At 59.1% G+C, this 22,649-nt stretch carries 14 protein-coding genes and 1 pseudogene; 10 read left to right on the top strand and 5 right to left on the bottom strand.

Translation table 11 applies throughout. From position 1 onward, the window contains the following. Nucleotides 1-72: 72 nt before the first annotated feature. The 3 genes from BIGA_RS03445 to BIGA_RS03435 are packed head-to-tail and all read left to right on the top strand — an operon-like array spanning nucleotide 73 to nucleotide 4,034. Nucleotides 73-1,185: an ABC transporter permease gene (locus tag BIGA_RS03445; protein WP_033507551.1), complete on the top strand. Its 1,113-nt coding sequence runs from the start codon at nucleotides 73-75 to the stop codon at nucleotides 1,183-1,185. A gap of 1 nt (nucleotide 1,186) precedes the next feature. Then, nucleotides 1,187-2,314, top strand: a complete 1,128-nt coding sequence (locus BIGA_RS03440) for an ABC transporter permease (RefSeq protein ID WP_051917057.1) — start codon at nucleotides 1,187-1,189, stop codon at nucleotides 2,312-2,314. Next, nucleotides 2,307-4,034 carry a dipeptide ABC transporter ATP-binding protein gene (locus BIGA_RS03435; RefSeq protein WP_033507550.1) on the top strand — a complete coding sequence of 576 codons (1,728 nt, stop codon included), beginning with the start codon at nucleotides 2,307-2,309 and terminating at the stop codon, nucleotides 4,032-4,034. Before BIGA_RS03440 ends, BIGA_RS03435 begins: the two co-directional genes overlap by 8 nt. A 132-nt stretch (nucleotides 4,035-4,166) precedes the next feature. Here the strand turns inward: BIGA_RS03435 and BIGA_RS03430 are convergent. After that, nucleotides 4,167-5,383: pseudogene (locus BIGA_RS03430) on the bottom strand (glycoside hydrolase family 125 protein). A 145-nt stretch (nucleotides 5,384-5,528) separates the two neighbouring features. On the opposite strand from BIGA_RS03430, the gene BIGA_RS03425 reads away from it, so the two are divergent. After that, on the top strand, nucleotides 5,529-7,556 hold the full coding sequence (locus tag BIGA_RS03425) for a beta-N-acetylhexosaminidase (protein WP_051917056.1): 2,028 nt from the start codon (nucleotides 5,529-5,531) through the stop codon (nucleotides 7,554-7,556). A 79-nt stretch (nucleotides 7,557-7,635) separates the two neighbouring features. Continuing rightward, a complete protein-coding gene (locus tag BIGA_RS03420; RefSeq protein WP_193345851.1) occupies nucleotides 7,636-8,946 on the top strand; it encodes an alpha-L-fucosidase in 1,311 nt (436 codons plus the stop codon). 119 nt (nucleotides 8,947-9,065) lie between these two features. On the opposite strand, the gene BIGA_RS03415 is transcribed toward BIGA_RS03420, so the two are convergent. Both BIGA_RS03415 and BIGA_RS03410 read right to left on the bottom strand, forming a co-directional pair. Next, nucleotides 9,066-9,587 carry an NUDIX hydrolase gene (locus tag BIGA_RS03415; RefSeq protein WP_033507548.1) on the bottom strand — a complete coding sequence of 174 codons (522 nt, stop codon included), beginning with the start codon at nucleotides 9,585-9,587 and terminating at the stop codon, nucleotides 9,066-9,068. 85 nt (nucleotides 9,588-9,672) lie between these two features. Next, nucleotides 9,673-11,259 (bottom strand): aminopeptidase P family protein, encoded by a 1,587-nt coding sequence (locus BIGA_RS03410; RefSeq protein WP_033507546.1) that lies wholly within the window; start codon nucleotides 11,257-11,259, stop codon nucleotides 9,673-9,675. Between the two features lie 290 nt (nucleotides 11,260-11,549). Between BIGA_RS03410 and BIGA_RS03405 the strand changes: the two genes are divergently transcribed. The 4 genes from BIGA_RS03405 (at nucleotide 11,550) to BIGA_RS09190 (ending at nucleotide 18,701) form a co-directional block, all read left to right on the top strand. Next, nucleotides 11,550-14,672, top strand: coding sequence for a type I restriction endonuclease subunit R (locus tag BIGA_RS03405; RefSeq protein WP_033507544.1), 3,123 nt, complete (start codon nucleotides 11,550-11,552; stop codon nucleotides 14,670-14,672). 14 nt (nucleotides 14,673-14,686) lie between these two features. Then, on the top strand, nucleotides 14,687-16,342 hold the full coding sequence (locus BIGA_RS03400; RefSeq protein ID WP_033507542.1) for a type I restriction-modification system subunit M: 1,656 nt from the start codon (nucleotides 14,687-14,689) through the stop codon (nucleotides 16,340-16,342). Continuing rightward, nucleotides 16,335-17,342 (top strand): DUF3644 domain-containing protein, encoded by a 1,008-nt coding sequence (locus BIGA_RS03395; RefSeq protein WP_202805499.1) that lies wholly within the window; start codon nucleotides 16,335-16,337, stop codon nucleotides 17,340-17,342. Before BIGA_RS03400 ends, BIGA_RS03395 begins: the two co-directional genes overlap by 8 nt. Nucleotides 17,343-17,429: 87 nt before the next feature. After that, entirely contained in the window at nucleotides 17,430-18,701 is a 1,272-nt protein-coding gene (locus BIGA_RS09190; RefSeq protein ID WP_081929395.1) for a restriction endonuclease subunit S, read from the top strand. A 13-nt stretch (nucleotides 18,702-18,714) separates the two neighbouring features. Here BIGA_RS09190 and BIGA_RS03385 read toward each other — a convergent pair whose 3' ends face one another. Then, nucleotides 18,715-19,638, bottom strand: a complete 924-nt coding sequence (locus tag BIGA_RS03385; RefSeq protein ID WP_033507981.1) for a tyrosine-type recombinase/integrase — start codon at nucleotides 19,636-19,638, stop codon at nucleotides 18,715-18,717. Between the two features lie 51 nt (nucleotides 19,639-19,689). Further along, nucleotides 19,690-20,667, bottom strand: a complete 978-nt coding sequence (locus tag BIGA_RS03380) for a restriction endonuclease subunit S domain-containing protein (protein WP_156098648.1) — start codon at nucleotides 20,665-20,667, stop codon at nucleotides 19,690-19,692. 315 nt (nucleotides 20,668-20,982) lie between these two features. On the opposite strand from BIGA_RS03380, the gene BIGA_RS03375 reads away from it, so the two are divergent. Then, nucleotides 20,983-22,641: a bifunctional folylpolyglutamate synthase/dihydrofolate synthase gene (locus BIGA_RS03375; RefSeq protein ID WP_051917053.1), complete on the top strand. Its 1,659-nt coding sequence runs from the start codon at nucleotides 20,983-20,985 to the stop codon at nucleotides 22,639-22,641. The last annotated feature ends 8 nt before the right edge of the window (nucleotides 22,642-22,649 follow it).

Raw genomic sequence — 22,649 nt, 5'->3', positions numbered from 1 at the left:
CATCATACGTCCGACATCGCTGATGCCGGACACTCAACCGTATTCCGCCATCCTCCCCCAAGGAGTTTTCGCGTGTCCCAAACCAGCACCCAGGACGCAACGGCGGAGCCCCCGACGCAGAGCGCGTCCACGCGCCCGACGAAAGCCAAGAAAAACAGGCTGTCGGGAGGGTTCTTCCGCTTCGTCATCACCCGTTTCCTGCTTATCATCCCCACGGTGTTCATCCTGGTCACCGTCGTCTTCTTCGTCATGCGCGCCACCGGCGATCCGATCACCGCGGCGCAGGGCGGACGCCTCAGCCCAGAGGAGCTGCAGCGGCGCATCCATGAGGCCGGCTACGACCGTCCGCTCATCGTGCAGTACGTCGACTATCTGGGCGACCTGCTGCACGGCGACCTGGGCACCACCGTCACCGACAACCAGCCGGTGATCTCCATCCTGACCCGGTACGGCGCCGCCACCTTCGAACTGGCGATCCTCGCGCTGATCGTGGCCATGGTCGTCGGCATCGCGTTCGGCCGCATCGCCGCGCACCACCGCGACCGTCTGGCCGACGCGGGCATCCGCACCTTCGCGATCCTGTGCTACGCCACGCCGGTGTTCTTCTTGGGACTGATGCTCAAGCTGATCTTCGCCGTATGGCTGGGATGGCTGCCCTCGTCCGGTCGCGCCGACCTGAGCAGCATGGCGCAGTTCGACCGCCTGGTCCAACCCACCGGCTTCTACATCATCGACGCCCTGCAGCTCGGCGACATGACCGTGCTGGCCGACGTGCTCCGGCACGCCGTGCTGCCGGCGCTGGCGCTGGGCCTGCTCACCGCCGGCGTGTTCATCCGCCTGGTGCGCACGAACGTCATCTCCACCTACAACTCCGGATACGTGGAGGCCGCCCGCTCCCGCGGCGTCAGCGAGAAGCGGCTGTTGTCCAAGCACGCCTGGCGCCCGGCCCTGATCCCGATCATCACCGTCATGGGCATGCAGATCGCCGTCATGCTGGCCGGCGCCGTGCTCACGGAGACCACCTTCGAGTGGAAGGGCCTGGGATTCATGCTGTCCAACTATCTGAAGGCCCGCGACTTCGTGGCCGTGCAGGGCATCGTCATCCTGATTGCGATCATCGTTTCGGTGGCCAACTTCATCGTCGACGTGATCAGCGCGCTCATCGATCCGAGAGTGAGGTACTGACATGGGTGAAAGCACCGCAACCAAGGTCACCGTCCCCGGCGACAACCGGTTGGCCAACCTTGAGGTCAGCAAGAAGCCGTCCGTGTTCTCCCGCCTGCCGATCGTGCGCGACCTCAAGATCGCGGTCGGCTGGCAGAAGGCCATGCTGATCACCGGTCTGGTCATCACCGCCTTCTTCATCCTCGTCGCGATCTTCGCGCCGGTGATCGCCCCTTACGGGTATTCGCAGATCCGTGGCGACGACGGCGTGGCCTTCCCCACGCAGGCGCCGCCCAGCGCCGAGCATATCTGGGGCACCACCGTCGGCGGCTTCGACGTGTTCAGCCGCACCGTGTGGGGCGCACGCACCGCGGTCATCGCCATCATCGTGGCGGTGGTGCTCTCGATCTTCATCGGCGTGTTCCTCGGCCTGGTCTCCGGCTACTTCGGCGGCTGGGTCGACCGCGTGCTGGTGGTGATCGCCGACGCGATTTACTCGTTCCCCTCGCTGCTGCTGGCCATCCTCATGGCCATCATGATCTCCGGCGGCCAGTCCAGCCTGTGGGGCGGCATCCTCGCCTCCGGCGTATCGATCACCGTGGTCTACATCCCGCAGTACTTCCGCACCATCCGCGCCGAGGTCATGCGCATCAAGAACTCGGCCTACGTGGAATCGGCCAAGGTGGTCGGCGCCTCCACCTGGCGCATCATGACCGTGCACCTGCTGCGCAACTCCACGCGTACGCTGCCGGTGATCCTGACGCTCAATTCGTCGGAGGCCATCCTGACCCTGGCCGGCCTGGGCTTCCTCGGGTTCGGCATCGAGCCCACCGCGGCCGCCGAATGGGGCTACGACCTGAACCGTTCGGTGGCGGACGTGACCGCCGGCATCTGGTGGACCGCCGTATTCCCCGGCCTGGCGATCGTGCTGATCGTGCTGGGCATCACGCTGGTGGGCGAATCGCTCAACGATCTGGCCGACCCGCGTCTGCGCGCCCGCAAGTCCGCCGGCGAGGTCATCGGCTCGATCGAGGACACGTCGGTGGAGCCGAACGTCGAGCCGAGCGCCGACAACGAATACGCGATGAGCCTGATGTCCGCCGCGCCGGGCGCGGCGGACGCCGACGGAAAGGAACCGGACCATGAGTGAGCCGAACGCATCCAGCGCATCCCCGTCCACGAATCTCGCCGAGATCAAGGATCTGAGCGTCTCCTTCATCACCGACGCCGGATCCATCAAGGCCGTGGACGGCGTGAGCTTCACGATCCCGCGCGGCACCGTGGTCGGCGTGGTCGGCGAATCCGGCTCCGGCAAGTCGGTGACCGCACGCTCGATCATCAAGCTGCTGCCCGAAACCGCCACCACCTCCGGCGCCGTGATGCTCTCCAAGCGAGACGGCACCGGCGAACTCGACGTGCTCTCCCTGAGCGGCGAGGACCTGCAGCGCATGCGCGGCAGCGAGGCGGCCATGGTCTTCCAGGAGCCGAACTCGGTGCTCAACCCGGTGTACACCATCGGCTGGCAGATCGAGGAGGGCCTGCGCGCGCACGGCATGAAGGACAAGAAGCAGCTGCGCGCCAAGGCCATCGACATCCTGAAGAAGGTCGGCATCCCCGACGCGGAAACCCGCGTGGACTACTATCCGCACCAGTTCTCGGGCGGCCAGAAGCAGCGCATCGTCATCGCGATGGCGCTGGTGCTCAACCCCGGCCTGATCCTGGCCGACGAGCCGACCACCGCACTGGATGTGACCGTGCAGGCCGAGATCCTGGATCTGCTGCGCCTGGCCAAGGACGAGTTCGGCGCCAGCGTGCTGATCATCACCCACAACATGGGCGTCATCGCCGACCTGGCCGACCAGGTGGTGGTGATGTACCGCGGGCATGTGGTGGAGCAGGGCGACGTGGAACAGGTCTTTTATCATCCGAACCACGACTACACCAAGCGGCTGCTCGCCTCGGTGCCGCGCATCGGCCAGCAGCTGGTCGTGCGCGATCTGGACGGCCGCGCCATCGAGCGCGAGGACGACTGGCGCGACCAGCCGATCGCCGTCGAGGCCAAGGGACTGACGATCACGTATCCGGGCCACCTCATGCAGCCCGATTTCGTGGCCGTGGACGGCATCGACTTCACGATCCGCCGCTCCGAGGTGCTCGGCCTGGTCGGCGAGTCCGGCTCCGGCAAGTCCACCACCGGTCGTGCGATCGCCGGCCTGCAGAAGGTCTCCGGCGGCTCGCTCAAGGTGCTGGGCGTGGAGATGAACGGCGTCAAGGAACGCGACTTCAAGCCCAAGCGCGCCGACATCGGCTTCGTGTTCCAGGATCCGGGCAGCTCGTTCAACCCGCTGATGACCATCGCGCAGAACGTGGCCGAGCCGCTGATCGTGCACGGCAAATACCGTGACGTGGCGGAGGCCCGTGAGTACGTAGGCGATCTGCTGGAGATGGTGCAGCTGCCGCGCGTGTATATGAACCGTTTCCCGCATGAGCTGTCCGGCGGCCAGCGTCAGCGCGCCTCGCTGGCGCGGGCCTTGGCGTTGAAGCCCTCGCTGCTGATCGCCGACGAGCCCACCTCCGCCCTGGACGTGTCCGTGCAGGCCAAGGTGCTGGAGCTGTTCAAGCGCCTGCAGGCCGAGATCGGCTTCGCCTGCCTGTTCATCACCCACGATCTGGCCGTGGTGGATATGCTGGCCGATCGGGTGATGGTGATGCACAAGGGCCGGATCGTGGAGCACGGCGACACCGAGGACATCATGCAGCATCCGCAGGATCCGTACACCCGCAAGCTGCTGGCCTCCCTGCCGGTGCCGGATCCGCGCGAGCAGCGGGCGCACCGCGAACAGCTGCACGCGCTGCTGGCGCAGGGCTGAGCGGATCGCAACGCAGCCGGATACCCCATCCAACGGAACGAGGGTGGCCGCGGACGAATCGTCGTCCGTTGCCACCCTCGTCCCGTATCGGGGCGGATGTGCGGGCCGCCCGACCCGTCCGCCTTGACGCCCTCAGTGCCTGACCCTGATGTCGAAGTAGTCCATCACCAGCTCGCAGAACATCATGTTCGACCAGGAGAACCATTCGCGCGTATACTGCGTCGGATCGTCCACGCACACGCCATCGTGCATCAGATGCGTGCCCGCGTCGATGGCCACCAGGTTGTCCAGGATCGCGGCCTTCTCGGCCTTGTCGGGCGAAGTGAGCCCCTGGATGGACAGGGCGATCGGCCAGACGTAGCGCGGCGGGTGCTGAGGTAGAGCGGGTCGTCCGCCGCGCAGTACCCCAGGTAGGGCGCGGCCATCAGGCTGGGCACGTTGCTGTCGTCCATCAGCAGCGCATGCCCGAGCCCGTCGACCTCGTACGCCCAGATCGTCTCGCCGGCGACGTTGGTCATCGTGCCGTGGGAGCGCAGACCCGCGTCGATCGATTCGCGCAGCGCACGCGCACGGGCGGCCAAGGCGGCGTCGTCGACGATCTCGGTGAAGATGCGTTCCGCATAGCCCATGACGACCGCGGCGAACATGTTGGCGGGCACCAGATAGTGGTAGGTGCAGGCGTCGTCGCTGGGGCGGAACCCCGACCAGGTCATCCCCGTGGGGGCCACGGGCGTGCCCCTGCCGTCGTCGTCCAGGCTTTCGGTGGGGATGTCGCAGTCGCGGATGAAGAAGTACGGCGAGCGGGCGTGGTCCTGCTCGGTCTCCAGCACGTCGAGGACGCGCCGCATGCCGGAGATGAATGTGTCGTCGAACTGTGAGACGCGACCGGTGTTGACGTACAGCAGCCATGCCAGCTGGATCGGGTAGCACAACGAGTCGAGCTCGTACTTGCGCTCCCACAGCCACGGGCTGGAGAAGTCGGAGCGGTCGTCCGGATCCCAAGTGGCGCCGTTCGGCTCCTCGTTGAAGGCGTTGGCGTACGGGTCGATGCCGATGTAGCGGAACTGCAGGCGCACCAGGCCCTCGATCATGTCGGCCAGGTCGTCGTCCTCGGCGGCGATCGGCAGGTACGGGCGCACCTGGGCGGTGGAGTCGCGCAGCCACATGGCGGGGATGTCGCCGGTCAGCAGGAAGGTCGTGCCGTCGGCGTGGCGGTGCACGGTGGTGGTGAGCGTGTTGGCGAACGCGGCGTTGAAGTTCTCGGCCCAGTCGGCGTGTTCGGTGCCGCACAGCTCGGTGATGCGGTCCATGAAACGGCGGACGGAGTCCGGCACGGTCTGGTATGGCATGATGCTCCTTCGCATATATGTAAACTTTGTTAATGAATAATAGTATCGTTGATTAACGAAGTTAACACGCCGATGGGCGGTAAACTCGGGAGCAGTCCAGAACACAGCCGTCGGCGATGACGGCGAACCGCTGATCGGAGCATCCATGACCTCTGTAACGAACCGTGCCGATATCCCGCTGATTCCGACGCCGCGTCTGTTGCGGGCGGACGGCTCCATCGCGGTGCTGGCGGCGATCGGGTGCATCGGGGAGGGGGCGGCCGCGGCGGCCTGCGACGCATCGGGCCGCCTGATGCGGCTGATCCGGCGGGATCTCGAAGCGTGCGCCGGTCTGCGTTGGCGCGCGGGCCGGGGCGATGTCGGGGAGTGCGCCATCCGGCTGGACGTCGATGCCGCGATGGCCGCCCAATCCTACCGTCTGGATGTCGGCCGGCGGGCCGATGGCTCCGCCTCGGTGGTCATCGTGGGCGGGGATGCGGATGGCCTGCGGTACGGCGTGCAGACGTTCCGCCAGCTGGTGCGCTACGCGGGGCCGGCCGTCCCCGTGGTGCACATCGAGGACGCCCCCGTGCTGCCGGTGCGCGGATACTATCTGGACGTGACCCGCGGGCGGGTGCCCACGCCCGCATCGCTGAAGGCCCTGGTCGATGTCCTGGAGCTGCACAAGTACAACCAACTGCAGCTGTACGTGGAGCACACGTTCCGCTTCGACGGGTTGAGCCAGGCCTGGCGTGGCACGGGCGCGCTCGACGCCGACGACATCCTCGAACTGGACGAATACTGCGCGAAGGCCGGCATCGAACTGGTGCCGTCCATCTCCACCTTCGGGCATCAGTACATGGCGCTGCGCACGGACCGCTACGCGGGGCTCGGCGAATTCCCGGAACAGGCGGGGCGTCCGTTCAGCCTCATCGAACGGATGGAGCATCATACGCTCAATCCGCTGATGGACGAGTCGCTGGCGTTGGCGAAACGCCTGATCGACCAGTACGCGCCGCTGTTCCGGTCGCGGAGGTTCAACATCTGCGCCGACGAGACCTTCGACCTGGGCAAGGGCCGCTCGGCGGCGCAGGCCCGCGCTGTGGGCGTCGGCACGCTGTACGCCGGATACCTGACCGAGCTGTGCTCGTATCTGGAGGAGCGCGGCCTGCAGCCGATGATGTGGGCCGACATCGCGGTCGGCCATCCGGAGGCGTTGGAACGGCTGCGCGACAAGGCCGTCCTGCTGAACTGGCAGTACGAGCCCGACGTGGACGAGTCGCGCACCGCCCTGGTGGCCTCGACCGGTGCCGCGCAGTATGTGTGCCCCGCGGTGCACTGCTGGAACGCGCTGCTGCCGCGCATCGACACGGCGTGGGCCAACATCTCCCGCATGGCCGCGTACGGTGCGGCGCACCGCGCCGAAGGCATCCTCGTGACCGACTGGGGCGACTACGGGCATGTCAACGATCCGGTGATGAGTCTGCCGGGCCTGTGCTACGGGGCGCAGTGCGGCTGGAACGGGGGAGGGGACTGCGGCCAGGCGGCCGTCGATCGCGCGATCGACCGGCTGGAATACGGCGTGGAGGGCGGATTCGTGGAAGCGTTGCGGCAGGCCTCGGCATGCACGACCTTCGGCTGGGATGACGCCGTGCGGTATCTGGAATTGGATATGCACGTGTATGACCATGCCGACCATCGGCCGGTGCTGAACGGGGACGTGGCCGCGTTCTGCGATGCGTGCGTCGGATCCGGCCCGGCGGAGCGCGTTGCCGATGCGGCGGACGTACGTCAGGAGCGCGGGCGGTTGTTGAAGGCGTTCGCGGCGCGCGTCGGCGATGCCGGGGTGCGCGACGCGGAGCTGATGTCGGTCCGGGAGCGGCTGGGCCGTCTGCTGGGCGGGATGAGGGGTGACCGTGTGCGGTTCGGCGGTTCTGCGATGCTGGCCATCGAGGGCGTTGCCGCCATGAATTGGGCCGGTTGGCATCTGCTGCGCATGCATGGCATCGGCGGCGACACGGACGGCGAGGGATGCGCGCCGTCCGCGGAGGAGACCGCATACCGCCTGGAGGAGTGGGGCGAGGCGATGGCGGACGCGTGGCGGGAGTCCAGCCGCGAGTCCGAACTGCGACATGTGACCGATGTGGTGTGGGCGTTGGCCGACGAGGTGCGCCGCAGTCAGGTCCCGGCATGAGAGGGCGCTCGCGTGCCTCCGCCCGATTTCGATACCATGTGACCATTCCGATCATCAACCGCACAGGAGGAGCATTACGTTGTTCGTTTTCGACAGGGACGCCTACGAGCGTCGCGTGACCTGGTACCGACACGCCCGATTCGGCATGTTCCTGCATTGGGGACTGTACGCGATTCCGGCGCGTGGCGAATGGATCCGCAGCGTGGAGCAGATGCCCGAGGAACCGTACCGCCGGTACTTCGAGGAGTTCAATCCGGTGGATTTCGACGCCCGCCGTTGGGCCCGCGCCGCCAAGGAGGCGGGTATGCAGTACGTGGTGCTGACCGCCAAGCACCATGACGGCTTCTGCCTGTTCGACTCGCAGTACACGGACTGGAAATCGACCAACACGCCGTTCGGGCGGGATATCGTGCGCGAATTCGTGGACGCGGTCCGGGCCGAAGGGCTGCGCGTGGGCTTGTATTACTCGCTGCTGGACTGGCATCATCCCGACTATCCGCATCGGCACGACGCCAACCATCCCGATCGCAACAACGAGTCCGTAAGCGACGAGGGCCGCGACTTCGACCGGTATCTGGACTACATGCACGCGCAGGTCAGGGAGCTGTGCACGAACTACGGCAAGATCGACGTGCTCTGGTTCGACTTCTCCTACGACAACCTGCGCGGCGAGGCCTGGCGGGGCACCGAGCTGATGCACATGGTACGTTCGCTGCAGCCCGACGTCATCGTGGACAACCGTCTGGAGGTCAGCGGCGAGGGATACGGGTCGCTGGCGGCTGGCGAGCCGACGCCGTACCATGGCGATTTCGTTAGCCCCGAGCAGATGATTCCGCCGAACGGCATCCAGGACGTCCACGGCAACGACCTGGCATGGGAGGCGTGCGTGACGATGAACGGCAGCTGGGGCTACACGGCCGACGACCATGCGTTCAAGCCCGCGCCGATGCTCATCCGCAAACTGGTGGAATGCGTCTCCAAGGGCGGGAATATGCTGCTCAACGTCGGTCCGGACGCCCGCGGCCGGTTCCCGAAGCAATCCGTGGAGATTCTCAGCCAGATCGGCGCATGGATGGACGAGAACCATGACAGCATCTACGGTTGCGGGCGCAGCGACCTGCCGAAGCCCGAATACGGCCGCATCACCGCGAACGCCGAAACCAAGACGCTCTACTTCCACGTCTACGAGAACAGCATCGGCGCACTGCCCCTGATCGGAGTGCGCAAGGAGCAGATCGATTCGATCCGCTACCTGGCCAGTGGGGCGGAGGTGCCGATCTCCACGAGCTGGACCCACAGCGACTACCCGGATATCGTATTCGCCGATCTGGGAGCCGATCCGGTCCTGCCCGATCCGGTCGACACCGTGTTGGCGGTGAAGCTGCGGTAGCGCAGTGCACCGGCGCGCAACACCGGACATGACAACGCCCGGCGGCACCATGAACGATGGTGACGTCGGGCGTTGTCGTCGGTGCCGAATCAGAGCCGGATCGGAACGACGGGTCGGAATCAGTGCAGCTTGCCGTTGCAGGCGAACAGCGCGTGGTTGTCGCCTGCGGCCTTGTTGCGCAGATACTCGTGCACGTAGCCGATGCGCTCCACCGTGCTCGCCGCAATCGGCTCGGGCAGGTCGTCCGGGTCGAACCAGCCGACCTTCAGGCTCTCGTCGTCGCCGACGAACGGGTCGGCGTTGCCCTGCGGATCGACCTCGCACAGGAACAGGTGGTCCATGTACATCGTCCGGTCGCCGTTGTCGTAGGTGAGCACCCGATCCGAGGACTTGACCGCCACCATGTCGGTGACGAGCGCGTCAATGCCGGTCTCCTCCCTGATCTCGCGCACGGCCGTGTCAGCGGGCTCCTCACCAGGCTCCACGATGCCGCACACCAGCGCCCACTTGCCGTTGTCGGCACGCTGCCCGAGCAGCACATGTCCCTCGGCATCGTGCACATAGGCGGTGATGCCCATCATCCACAGCAGGTCATGGCCGATTTTCTCACGCAGCTTCAGCACGAATTCCGGAGTCGCCATCGTTCATCTCCTTAATCATGCGGGTCTGTGCCAACCTCCGCCGGCGCAGACCCGCACACGATCCATCGGTAGGGATGATTCCAGCCTACTCGGCCATGGCGGCCATCCAGGCCTCCACATCCTCCACGGTCTTCGGAATGTCCACGGAGATCCACTCGGGGCCGTGCTCGGTCATCAGCACGTCATCCTCGATGCGCACGCCGATGCCGCGGAACTCCGGCGGCACCAGCAGGTCGTTCTCCTTGAAGTACAGTCCCGGCTCGATTGTGAAGATCATGCCCGGGCGGATCTCGGCGCCCTGGTACGACTCATAGCGGGCCTGCGCGCAGTCATGCACGTCCAGACCCAGGTGATGCGCGCAGCCGCAGGCGTGCCAGCGGCGGTGCTGCTGGCCCTCGGGGGAGAGCGACTCCTCCACGCTCACCGGCAGGATGCCCCAGTCGTGCAGACGCTCGGCCAGCACGCGCATGCAGGCGTGGTGGATGTCCGAATAGGTGGCGCCCACTTGCGCGGCCTCGAAGCCCGCGGCCTGCGCGCGCAGCACGGTCTCGTAGATGTCGCGCTGCAACTCGGTGAAGTGGCCGTTGACCGGGAAGGTGCGGGTGATGTCGGCCGTGTACAGGCTGTCGGTCTCCACGCCCGCATCGATGAGCAGCAGGTCGCCGTTGCGCACCACACCGGTGTTGCGCATCCAATGCAGGATCGGGGCGTGCGGGCCGGAGGCGATGATCGTGTCATAGCCGACCTCGTTGCCCTCCTCGCGCGAAACCGAGTTGAACGCGCCCTCAAGCATGCGCTCGGAACGCTCCTTGTCGATCACATGCGGCAGGGTCTTGAGGATCCGGTCGAAGCCCTTCTTCGTGGCGGCCACGGCCTTGCGCATCTCGCCGATCTCGTAGGCGTCCTTGATCATGCGCGCCTCGGCGGCCACCTCGTGCAGCTTGTCGTCGGCGGCGGTGTTGGAATCCGGATCGGCGAAGCCGTTCGCCTCTCGCACGCCCTCGACCAGCTCGGTGATCGCGGCATCGGTCTCGCGGATCACGCGCACGCGCACCGCGCCGGCCTCGGCGCCGACGTCCTTGCCGATCGCATCGGCCAGCTGGGCGATGTCATGGGTCTCCAGACCGGTCATCGCGGCCAGCTCCTTCAGACCGGCGCGCGGGCCGACCCAGTACTCGCCGTACTGGGCGGAGGTGTAGTACTCCTCGGTGCTGTTGTCGGCGCGCGGCGCCACGAACAGCTCGGCCGTATGCGTCCTGCCGGCCTTGGCCTCCTCGGAATCCGGGTCCACCGGGTTGAGCACCAGCACGGCGCCCGCCTCGTAATCCTGGCCCAGGCCGGTGTAATAGGCGAAGGTGGTGTCCGGACGGAAGGCGTAATCACAGTCGTTGGAACGCACCTTCGGTGTGCCGGCCGGAATCACGATGCGTTCGCCCGGGAACTGCGCGCCCAGCGCGTCGATGCGGGCCTGGATGTACCTGCTGGACTCCAGCGGCTCGATCTCGGGCTCCTGATCATCCCAGCCCGTGGTCATGAAATGCCTGAACGTCTCGCCGGTCGGCCGCAGCGTGCGGTTGTTCACACGGTCGGCGTTCGGCTGCGCGTCTCCCGGCGCGGCCGCCGCCTCACGCGCCTCGTACTCCTTGTCCTTGTCGGTCACGACTTCGCTCATAGGTGAGACTCCTCGTTGATGATGCGTATGCGGATATACCGCATCCCATCGTAGTCCGTTCGGAGGTCTTTGCGTATGCATGCCGTGGCATCCTCGACTCAGTTCAGCATCATGTTTCCGTCTCGTTCAATTCTTTGCGGCCGACGTCGGAATTATCGAGAGTGTTTGACGCACTGTTTGAGTTATCTCCGACATGCGATTGAGAATTTATATGCCAACGGTTCTGCGGCCTTCTTGTATGCGTACAATGATTACAGCCTTACGCTGTGGTGAAGGGATGGTTGGCATATATGGCTGGTGAGCTGGATTTTGAGAATGAACTGATCCATCATCTGGAGAGGATTGGTGGGTCAAAGCAATGGAAGTATGAGCCTTCCATTAAGACGATTCCAGCGTTATGGGCTAATTTCCGGGCAATTCTCGAACGGAACAACGCGGATAAACTTGGTGGGCGACCTCTGACGGACACCGAGTTTGCCCAGGTCAAAGCTGTGATCTGTGGCCTACGCTCTCCTTATGAAGCGGGCTGTTGGCTGTATGGTCTGAACGGTGTGACTCAGATCGAGGTTGATCGGGACGAGGCAGAGGATGGTACTGGCGGGAACCATATATTTCTGACCGTGTTCGATCAGGCTCAGGTTGGCGCTGGAAACACGGTGTATCAGATCGTCAATCAAATCGAGAGACCGCATGTTATGGCGGGACGTAAAAATCGCCGATTCGATACGACATTGCTGATCAACGGTCTGCCAATCATCCATATCGAGGAGAAGTATGACAAGCACGACGCTATGGAGGGACTGAATCAGATCCGCCAGTATATTGATGAGGGATTGTTTCATGACATTTATTCGACAGTGCAGATCCTGGTCGGTATGACTCCGTATCAGGCGTTGTACATGGCAAATACGGATGCTGATTCGTTCAATCCGGCGTTTGCATTTCACTGGCAACGGGAGGAGGACAGCAAACCGGTTTGGGATTGGCGTGAATTTGCGGATCTGATGTTGTCGATTCCGATGGCTCATCAGATGTCAACGAGCTACATGATTTTGGATGGAGACCCGAAGCATAAGAATCTTATCGTCATGCGCCCGTATCAGGTATATGCCACTCGTCGTGTAATCGAACGGTTGCGTACTCACGTATTTGGTACGGATGCGCAGGAATCCGGGTATATCTGGCATACCACCGGATCGGGAAAGACGATCAGCAGTTTTAAGACAGCATGGTTGGCCTCCCGCTTGCCCAATGTGGACAAAGTGGTGTTCGTGGTCGATCGTGTGGCTTTGACGAGACAGACGTTCGAGAAGTATTCCGCCTATGATCCCGATGCCGATGAGGACAATGCCGGTGTGGTTTCGGAGACCGCGAACACCGGTGTATTGCGAGCTAAACTGCGTAGTCGCAGCCGGAACAACTCGATTGTGGTGACATCCATTCAGAAGTTGGATCGCTTGTGCAAGCGTGACTCATTCAAAGCACCGGATATGAATTTCGTGTTCGTCGTGGATGAGGCACATCGTTCCACGAACGGAGAGATGCTCAAGCGTATCAAAAAGGCTTTCCCGCGGTCGGCATGGGTTGGGTACACGGGTACTCCGGCGTTTGAGGGTGATATGACGCATGCCGCATTCGGCGATCTGATTCATGCATATACCATTCGTGAGGCGATAGCTGACAGGAACGTATTGGGATTCAACGTAGATTTTGAGAATACGATTCCCAATACGGAAATCACTGGTCAATTGCTGCCTGATTTGTTGAGGCAACGGTATCCACACTGGTCCGATAAGGACATCAGCCGCAAAGTGGCGCGCATGAGTCCCGAGGAAGTGGACAAATATATCGATTCCGGCGTATATGACAATAACCAGAAACATGTTGAGCAGGTTGTGGATGACATTGTCGTTCATTGGCGCAACCGATCGAAGGAGGGGCGGTATAGCGCGATTCTGACCACACATGTCGGTGGCGGGAAATCGTCTGCACCAATGGCGATACAGTATTTCGAGGAGTTTCAGAGGCGAAACGAACAATTGATTGGAGAGGGGAAGCGTCCTCTCAATATCGCCTTGACGTTTTCCTATGGTACGGATAATTCCGAGTATCAATTGGATAAGAACCGTGGATTGCGGGCTGCCATGATGGCGTACAACACGGCATTTGGCACATCGTTTGACGATCGGACCGTAGGGGAGTATTTCAACGATGTCATGGACCGTCTGCGTGGCGAGGCCGAAGGCGAGAAACTGGATATCGTCATTGTGATCGATCAGTTGCTTACCGGATATGATGCGCCCAACGTGAATACGTTGTACGTGGATCGCACGCTGGCCGGAGCCAATTTGATTCAGGCATATTCACGTACGAATCGCATTCAGGACATGCATGCTAAGCCGTGGGGCCATATTGTCAACTACCGCTGGCCGGAAACCTCGAAGAGATTGATGGATGAGGCACTGAGCATTTACGCGAATCGGGATTCGGCGATGGTGCAGGATTCGTTCAAGGACCTGCAGGATAGTGGCATCCTTGCCAAACCATTCAGCGAGGTGAAGGAGAACACCAAACAGATTGTCGAGAATCTGCGCGAACTATCGGATGGGTTTACCGTACTGCCGGCGAGTGAAAACGAACAGCAGGAAATGGCCAATCTGATCAGTCGGTTCAATAGCGGGGTCTCACAGCTTAAACAATATACCGAATTCGATTACGATCAGCCGGAACAGTTATTGAAAGAACTCAAGCTGTCCGATGACCAGGAAAAATGGTTGAATGGTCCGGCGCGTAGCGAACTGAAAAAGCTTGCCGAAGAGCGGAAAAGCCTGATTGATGTATCGATGCTGGATTTCGGCGTGGAGCATATCGCCGAGATTCGCATTAATTACGATTACATCAACGAGCTGTTGGCTAAATTGCTGAACGAGGTTAAGGAGGGTGCTGCAACTGTTCGGGCAACGTATGACAACTTCAAACGTGCGACTGATCAACTTGAGGATCGCCGTTTGGCTGATCAGATGGTGGCTACGGCTGATGAGGCAATGGAAGTCGGAGAGCTTGAAGGCGTCACGTATCCAGTGGTCCCGGAATCGGTCTCGGAGATTGTCCGAGGCCATACGGCACGGGACCGTCGGCAGGCCTCATTGCGGTTCCGCGAAAAATGGGGGTTGGTTGATGTGGCAACGGCCAAGCTGCTGATCGACAGGATGCTGGACCGGCATATCCTGCATAAGGAGGATCTTGCGGATGGCGGAGAATTGTCTCAGTTATTGGCGGATGCCGTTGCGGAACGTCTCTATCAGCAGGATGCGCAGGATGAGGAGATTCGCAGACTAAGCCCGATTAAGTACCGTAATTCCCTTCGGCAGGCTTTGTATGAGTTTGCCGATTATGTAGTATCCCATTACTGAGAAAGAATTATCCCATGGCAGAACAGAATACGGCAAGGCAGCTCACATCTCAGTTGTGGGCGATGGCGAACGATCTGCGCGGCAAGATGTCCGCTGACGAGTTTCGCGATTACATCCTCGGATTCATTTTCTATCGTTATTTGTCCGAACGACAGGAGATGTATCTGGAGGATTTGAGGAACCAGAATGTCATCGAGACCTATGAGGGTGAGACGCTTAATGACGCATATGCTCGTCAGACACAATCGGATGGTATTGAGGCTTGGCGCGAGGACATCTCTCAAAGCCTTGGATACGTCATTGATCCGGAATACACATGGGCGTCTTTGATAGCCAGGATTCGTGACCAGTCTCTTCGCCCCGACTATTTTCAGGCGATGTTCGATTCGTTCCGGCAGAACGCCGAGTTGAACGCCACTGCAGAGAAAGATTTCCGAGAGGTGTTCTCCGACATCAATCTCGCTGATTCCTCGCTGGGCAACTCCACGGCGGCTCGTGCCAAGAGTCTGTCCAACTTGGCGGAGAAGGTGGACTCCATCGACTTCAAGGATGAATCCGGCCACGATATTCTCGGCGATGTCTACGAGTACCTTATTGCGCAGTTCGCCAGCAATTCCGGTAAGAAGGCTGGTGAATTCTATACGCCGCACGAAGTGTCCCGTGTACTGGCCAAATTGGTGACCTACGCGGATCCAACCTCCGAAGGTGCGGATGTCATTCTTGATACGAACAAGGATTTCAGCGTGTATGACCCGACCTGCGGCTCGGGTTCGTTGTTGTTGACCGTACAGAAGGAACTGCCGGGTTCTGAGCGTGAGGGGCGGGTCCGATTCCATGGCCAGGAACTGAATCGTACGACCTACAACTTGGCACGAATGAATCTCATGATGCACGGCGTTGACTACAAGTACATGAAGCTGCGCAATGCGGATACATTGGAACAGGATTGGCCGGATGGCGTCGATGAGAATGGTATTGATCATCCCCGGGCATTCGATGCCGTAGTCGCTAATCCTCCGTATTCTCAGCATTGGGACAACACCGAGACCAAGCTGAAGGACCCGCGTTTTAAGGACTTTGGTAAGCTTGCGCCAAAGTCGAAAGCTGATTTCGCGTTTGTGGAGCACTGTGTCTACCATCTCAAGGATTCCGGTCGTATGGCGATTGTCCTGCCGCATGGAGTCCTGTTCCGTGGCGCGGCTGAAGGGGTCATTCGTAAAGCGTTGATCGAGAAGAACTATCTCGATGCCGTGATCGGATTGCCCGCCAATCTGTTCTATTCCACATCGATCCCGACCGTCGTGCTGGTTTTCCGGAAAGACAGGAAAATCCGAGACATACTGTTTATCGATGCTTCGCAACACTTCGAAAAGGGCAAGAATCAGAATCATCTACGCGATGAGGACATCGACCTGATCTTCGAAACCTATATCAATCGCAAGGACGTTGACAAGTACGCGCATGTCGCTTCGCCAGACGAGATCAAGGAGAACGAATACAACCTCAACATTCCGCGGTACGTCGACACCTTCGAGGAAGAGGAGCCCATCGATATTGATGAAGTGAATCGTCAGCTTGCCGAAGTCGATGCGGAAATTGCGCGGCTACAAGCGCAATTCGACGCCATGGTGGCTGATTTGGTGCCAACGGAAGGGGATGCCTGTGCTTAGTGAACAAGAGATCATAGGCAAACTTGTCGATAAAAGTATCGAGGCATTTCTCGTGGGTTTGGAAATTTATAACAAACCCACAATCAGATACCGCGTTGAAGGATTCTCGTTCTTCATTATCAACGCATGGGAACTGATGTTGAAAGCAGAACTGATACAACGTGGTGAGCCGATTTATTATCGCGATAACCCCGAACGCACGTTGTCGGTAAATGAGGTGATTCGCCGTATTTATACGGATAAACGACAGCCTCTGCGCCTCAATCTGGAACGAATCATCGAACTGCGCAATACCAGTACACATTTCATTACTGAAGATTATGAAGCGGCATATGCGCCGCTGTTCCAAGCGTGCGTATTGAATTTCGCTGGAGAATTAAATCGTTTTCATAAACGGGAGATTTCCGATTACATACAGCAGAATTTCCTTATGTTGTCGGCTACGGCTGAGCCGTTAACCAATGAGCAGATTCGACTGAAGTATCCCGCTGAGATTGCTGAGCGATTCATCAGGCAAGCCAATGCCATCAATGTTGATCAGGAACAGACAGCATCCGATAGATTCACCATACCGGTACGGCAGAACCTATACATTGTCCGAAGCAAGAAAGATGCCGATTTCACTGTGCGCGTGGAAAAAGAATCCGCGAACCCCGTTGCAATAGTGAAAGACATCAAAAATCCTGCCGATACACATCGTTATACGTACCATAACGTCATCGACGCAGTGAATACTAGATTGGCGGCTTCCGGAACTGTCATGCACTATGTATCGGGAGGAAGGGAACATACCGAATTCAACAGCTATACGCTTCAGCTGTTCATCAGGTTCTATGATTTGAAAAGCGATGAACGTTATGCATACAAGTATGTAATCGGCGACGAGGCACCGCGATGGACCTATTCGCAGCATATGATTGATTTCATCGTCGGAGAAATCGTAAAGGCTCCCGATGAAATCATCGGGAGCCTTAAGAGGCAGATAACCCCAGGAGCATAGGAATGCTCGGCAAACGCCTACCCCATTCTGGGACCCAGCTGTAATCCTTCACGAGTTATCTACTACAGAGAATACCACGGAGCATCGATGAGCAACCAATCTACAAAGAGCGACGATATGAACGACGATGGCATGCTGAACGCTGAAATGCAGCGAAAGCTCCCGCAAGGGAAGATATTGCAGCCGAAACTCCGTTTCAAAGGCTTTGCTGACCCTTGGCAGCAGCGTAAGTTGGGAGAGCTTGGTTTTACGTATTCGGGCTTGTCTGGGAAAAATAAATCGGATTTTGGACATGGAAGTGCATATTTCGTCACCTATCTTAATGTATTTTCAAATCCAATAGCAGATTGCTATGGGATTGAGGCCGTTGAAATAGATGACAAACAACATAAAGTTATTACAGGTGATATATTTTTTACTGCAAGTTCAGAAACTCCCGAAGACGTCGGAATGACTTCTTTATGGCTTGGCGCACAAGACAACTTGTACCTTAACAGCTTCTGCTTCGGTTATCGAATGACCGCCAATCATAATTCAATCTTCATGGCCTATTCATTACGTTCTCCGCAATTCAGATCCAAAATTCAGCTTCTTGCACAAGGAATATCTCGATTCAATATCTCAAAAAAGAAGGTTATGGAGCTGATTTCAACTTTCCCTTCATTAAGCGAACAAATTCGCATTGGAGAGTTCTTTCGCGTGTTGGATGATTTTATCGCTGCCGCCAAGAAAAAGGCCGACCTGCTCAAACTCAAGAAACGCTACTATTTGCAGGCCATCTTCAGCCAGCAACTCCGCTTCAAAGGATTCACAGAGCCATGGCAGCAGCGTAAGTTGGGAGAACTATTCAAGGAAAGGTCTGAACGAAGTAACCAAGGTGAACTTATATCCGTCACCATTACCAATGGAGTCGTACCAGCTTCTTCGCTTGAACGTAAAGATAATTCCAGCGAGGATAAATCGAATTACAAGCAAGTGAAGACAGGTGACATCGCATATAACACAATGCGGATGTGGCAAGGGGCAAGTGGTGTATCTCCCTATTCCGGAATCCTGAGTCCGGCATATACCGTACTTATCCCGAGTTCAGAAGTTTCGTCCTCCTTCTTCGCTCAGATGTTCAAGCTGGTAAGGATGCTTCATTTGTTCCAACGTTATTCGCAAGGGTTAACTTCCGATACGTGGAATCTGAAGTATCCGCTCCTTTCGGAAATTCGAGTAACAATACCTTCATTGGCCGAACAGGAGCGGATAAGCGAATTCCTCGTTCTAAATGATGAGCTAACTGCTCTTGTCAAGAAGAAAGCTGAAGATTTGCAGAAGATAAAGTCATATTATCTCCAACAACTATTTGTGTAAAGCAATTGCCTAATTACTGTAATGTGCTGAGGAATTGCATCACACGGTCATTGTCTTGGTTTTCCAGTTCTTTGATGATGTGCAGGTAGGTGCTTTGCGTGGTGCTCATGTTGGCATGACCGAGGCGTCGTGCCACCGATGCAACGGAAACTCCCGCGTAAAGCAGCAGCGAGGCATGTGTGTGTCTCAATCCGTGGACGGAGATTACAGGAACGTCGGCCTGTGCACAGAGTCGGGCGAGCCGGTCGTTGACCGTGGAGTTGTAGATACGTTTCCCCTCGTGTATGAACAGCGGTTTGTCTTCGGGACGCCCTTCGGATAGCTGTTTGAGTTGCATGCACAGCATCCAATCGATCCGAATCTTCCTGTTGGAAGATTTGTTCTTTGTCTTGGCGAAACGTCCGAAGGAATCCTTGTAGCTCCAGGTCTTACTGACATTGAGCATTTGCCTATGGAAGTCGACGTCCTGCGGTGTGACGGCAAGGGCTTCCGCGAAACGCAGTCCAGTCTTTGCAATTAGCAACAGCAAATAATCGACGTTGGGAACTCCACGTAGTTCCAGTTGGTCTAGAAACTTCTGCAGTTCGTGCTGGTTGAGGAATTTGGGTTTATGCTTTCGAGACACGGTTCCCTTGATCACGACCTTGCGCGTGGGATCCCGTGGGATGACGCCTTCCTCCACCGCATCAAGCAGAGCAGCCTTGACCTGATGGTGGAAATCCATGACTGTCTGGCGCTCATGGTCTTCCGCGAAGACATTGAGTAGCTGCTGATATTCGATTCGCGTGATGCTGCCCAGAGACAATCTGGGCGCAAGCTTCAACAGATGCTGGTATGTCAGCTCGTATTTACGGAAGGTGATATCAGTCACCGCTCCTTTCTTGTACATCTCCATCCAGTTATGGAAGTACGTCGGCAGATACTGGTTCTTATGCATGATTACCTTTCCACCGTCACCCACACGGCGACAGTGGAAACAGGCTAAACCTCATACGAACAAACGTTGCAGGTAAGCGGTCTTTCGCCGCTCAAGCAACTCGATCTTTCGCGTCACGGCAACAATAAGATCGTCCATCATACGGAACATCTCACCGATGTGGGTCTGTTCGGAGCAATCCGGAACGGGTGCGCGCCATGGTTCAACCACGGATATATAATGACGCGCATGACCAAGAGAGGGGAATTTCTGGAATTCGAGTAGCTCAAATATGAAATACAAATCCATGGACGGATTCGCGGTCAAAATCTTGATCGCTGAAGACCGTACTTTGAACGGACGCCGCACTAATTTGCGATCGAGAGTGAAATCGTCGAATATAATGCATGCTCCTTTGTCATATATCCCTTCGGAGTTATTGGTATACCCCAACACGAATCCTTTGTTCGCAGTAAGCACCGGTGTGGTTCCCTCGGATAAATAGTCTCCATCGGGCTCGATATAACGATCTGGCCGCTCAAATTTGAGTAAATCCCCTAACTTACGCTGCTGCCAGGGTTCTGTGAATCCTTTGAAGCGGAGTTGCTGGCTGAAGATGGCCTGCAAATAGTAGCGTTTCTTGAGTTTGAGCAGGTCGGCCTTTTTCTTGGCGGCAGCGATAAGCTTGTCAATTGTATGGAGAAACAAAACAATGCGATATTGTTCTTCAATATTTGGGATATTAAGGGACATATCCAAAAACGTAGGAACATGAACTCGCTTTGCTTTTCTTGAACCGTCCGCAAGATTACCTTGATATAAATAAGTATGTTTGCTGAGGCATGTCATTAAAATGAAATTCGGATCAGCAGATGGTAAAATGTCAAAGGCTGGCGAATCCGCTGTGGACTCGTACCCGTCAAGTTCGGGTGGCACTAATCCAAAAGCCGCATGAAGGAAATCTAGCTTCCCATACATCAGTTGCCCGGTATGCCGAATATAATATTTCGTTGCATTGCTGCCTGCTGTCACCGTCTCTTTCTCGACCACGCCTTTGCCCCACAGTTTTACTGTTAGTTTATTCGCTTCAGAACCATCGTGCCCCGGAATATTGCTCTCGATTAAGTAGTCCGAATACTTACGCTGCTGCCAAGTTCGTGAAGTGTTCTTCCTAGGAGGATGTGAGTGTTTGCATCGCGAACTCTGAACTGTTTGATTCGGCGTTTGGCGGTTGACGTGAGGCGACTTTTGCGCTGTTGCTGGATTGCAACGTAAAGTGGACAGTGGGGCCGCTGTCCCCGGTTGCCCCGTTCGCCTAGAATGAGTGGAGTTTGCATCGTCAAGAGGAACACGAGGGAACACGGCATGTCATTCGAGCATCCGAACCGGAGCAACGCATCCATCCACGAGGTCGAGCGCGAGATCATGCGCCGGCCGCCGGAACACAACACCACCAACCTGGATTTGGACCGGATGAACCTGATGCTCGACGTGCTGGGTCATCCGGAGGAGTCGTTCCGCGTCATCCACGTCACCGGCACCAACGGCAAGGGCTCCACGGCCCGCATGGCGGAGGCCATCTGCCGCGCCTACGGCATGCGCACCGGCCTGTACACCTCGCCGCATCTGGAACGCATCAACGAACGCATCGCCATCGACGGCCAGTCGCTGAGCGACGACGACTTCGTGGACACCTGGGATCAGATCAAGGATCTGGTCGATCTGGTGGACATGAAGATGGAACAGGCCGGCAAGCCGAGGATGAGCTTCTTCGAGGTGCTGACCGCCATGGCGATCTGGAAGTTCGCCGACGCGCCGGTGGACGTGGCCGTCGTGGAGGTGGGCATGGGGGGTGCCTGGGACGCCACCAACGTGCTGAACGCCGACGCGGCCGTCATCGGACCGGTGGATATGGACCACATGCAGTGGCTGGGCGATACGGTCGAGCAGATCGCCGCCGAGAAGGCCGGCATCATCAAGCCCGGCTGCACCGCCGTGATCGGACCGCAGCCGCACGAGCAGGCCGTGATGCCGATCCTGGAGGAGGCGGCCGAACGCAACCACGCCAGGATGCTGCGCGACGGGTACGAGATGGAGGTCGTCTCGCGCGCCCCGGCCGTCGGCGGACAACTGGTCACGCTGCGCACCCCGTTGGGGGAGTACGCGGAGATCCCGGTCGCCAAGTTCGGTGAGCATCAGGCGCACAACGCGCTGGCCGCGCTCGCCGCCGCCGAGGCGGTGATCCCGGTTTCCGGACAGCTGAACGCGGATATCGTGTCCGAGGCGTTGGGCGGCGTGAAGGTGCCGGGCCGCATCGAGCAGGTGCGCACCTCGCCGACGATCATCATCGACGGCGGACATAACGTGAATGCCGCCGAGGCGCTGCGTGCCGCCATCGAGGAGAACTACGACTTCACGCAGCTGGTCGGCGTCATCGCCATGATGGGCGACAAGCAGGTGGAGGAGTACCTGGGTGTGCTCGAACCGCTGCTCAGCCATGTGGTGGTGACCGAGAACTCGTGGCGCGAACGCGTCATGTCGGCCAAGGATCTGGAACAGGTGGCCGTGCGCGTGTTCGGCCGCGACCGGGTGACCTGCGAACCGGATCTGCCCGACGCCATCCAGACCGCCGTGAACATGGTGGACGCCGAGGACGAGCTGGGCGTCGGCTATGGGCATGGCGTGCTGATCTGCGGCAGTTTCGTGACCGCCGGCGACGCCCGCACGATGCTCAAGGAGCATGCGCTGGGCGATCTGGCCAGGCCGAAGGCCGAGCGCGTGAACCCCGCCGACCTTACGCCCGAAGGCGCCGTCGCGACCGAGTCCGGGGACGACGAGGACGACGGGGACGAGACCGCCGGTCCGGCCCTCGACGCCGACGAGGATTTCGCCACCGACGCGAATCCGGACTTCGCCGACTCCGATTTCGGCATCTTCGACGTGGCCAAGGCGCAGGCCGAACTGGAACAGGACGCGCAGGCGATTGTGGACAAGGTGTCCGGCGGCGCCAAGGATGAGTCATGATGCGCCGG

The sequence above is a fragment of the Bifidobacterium pullorum subsp. gallinarum genome (genome assembly GCF_000741215.1).
Lineage (GTDB): Bacteria > Actinomycetota > Actinomycetes > Actinomycetales > Bifidobacteriaceae > Bifidobacterium > Bifidobacterium pullorum_B.
The sequence above is the reverse complement of the archived record's forward strand: the minus strand, read 5'-3'. Positions and strand labels throughout refer to the sequence as shown.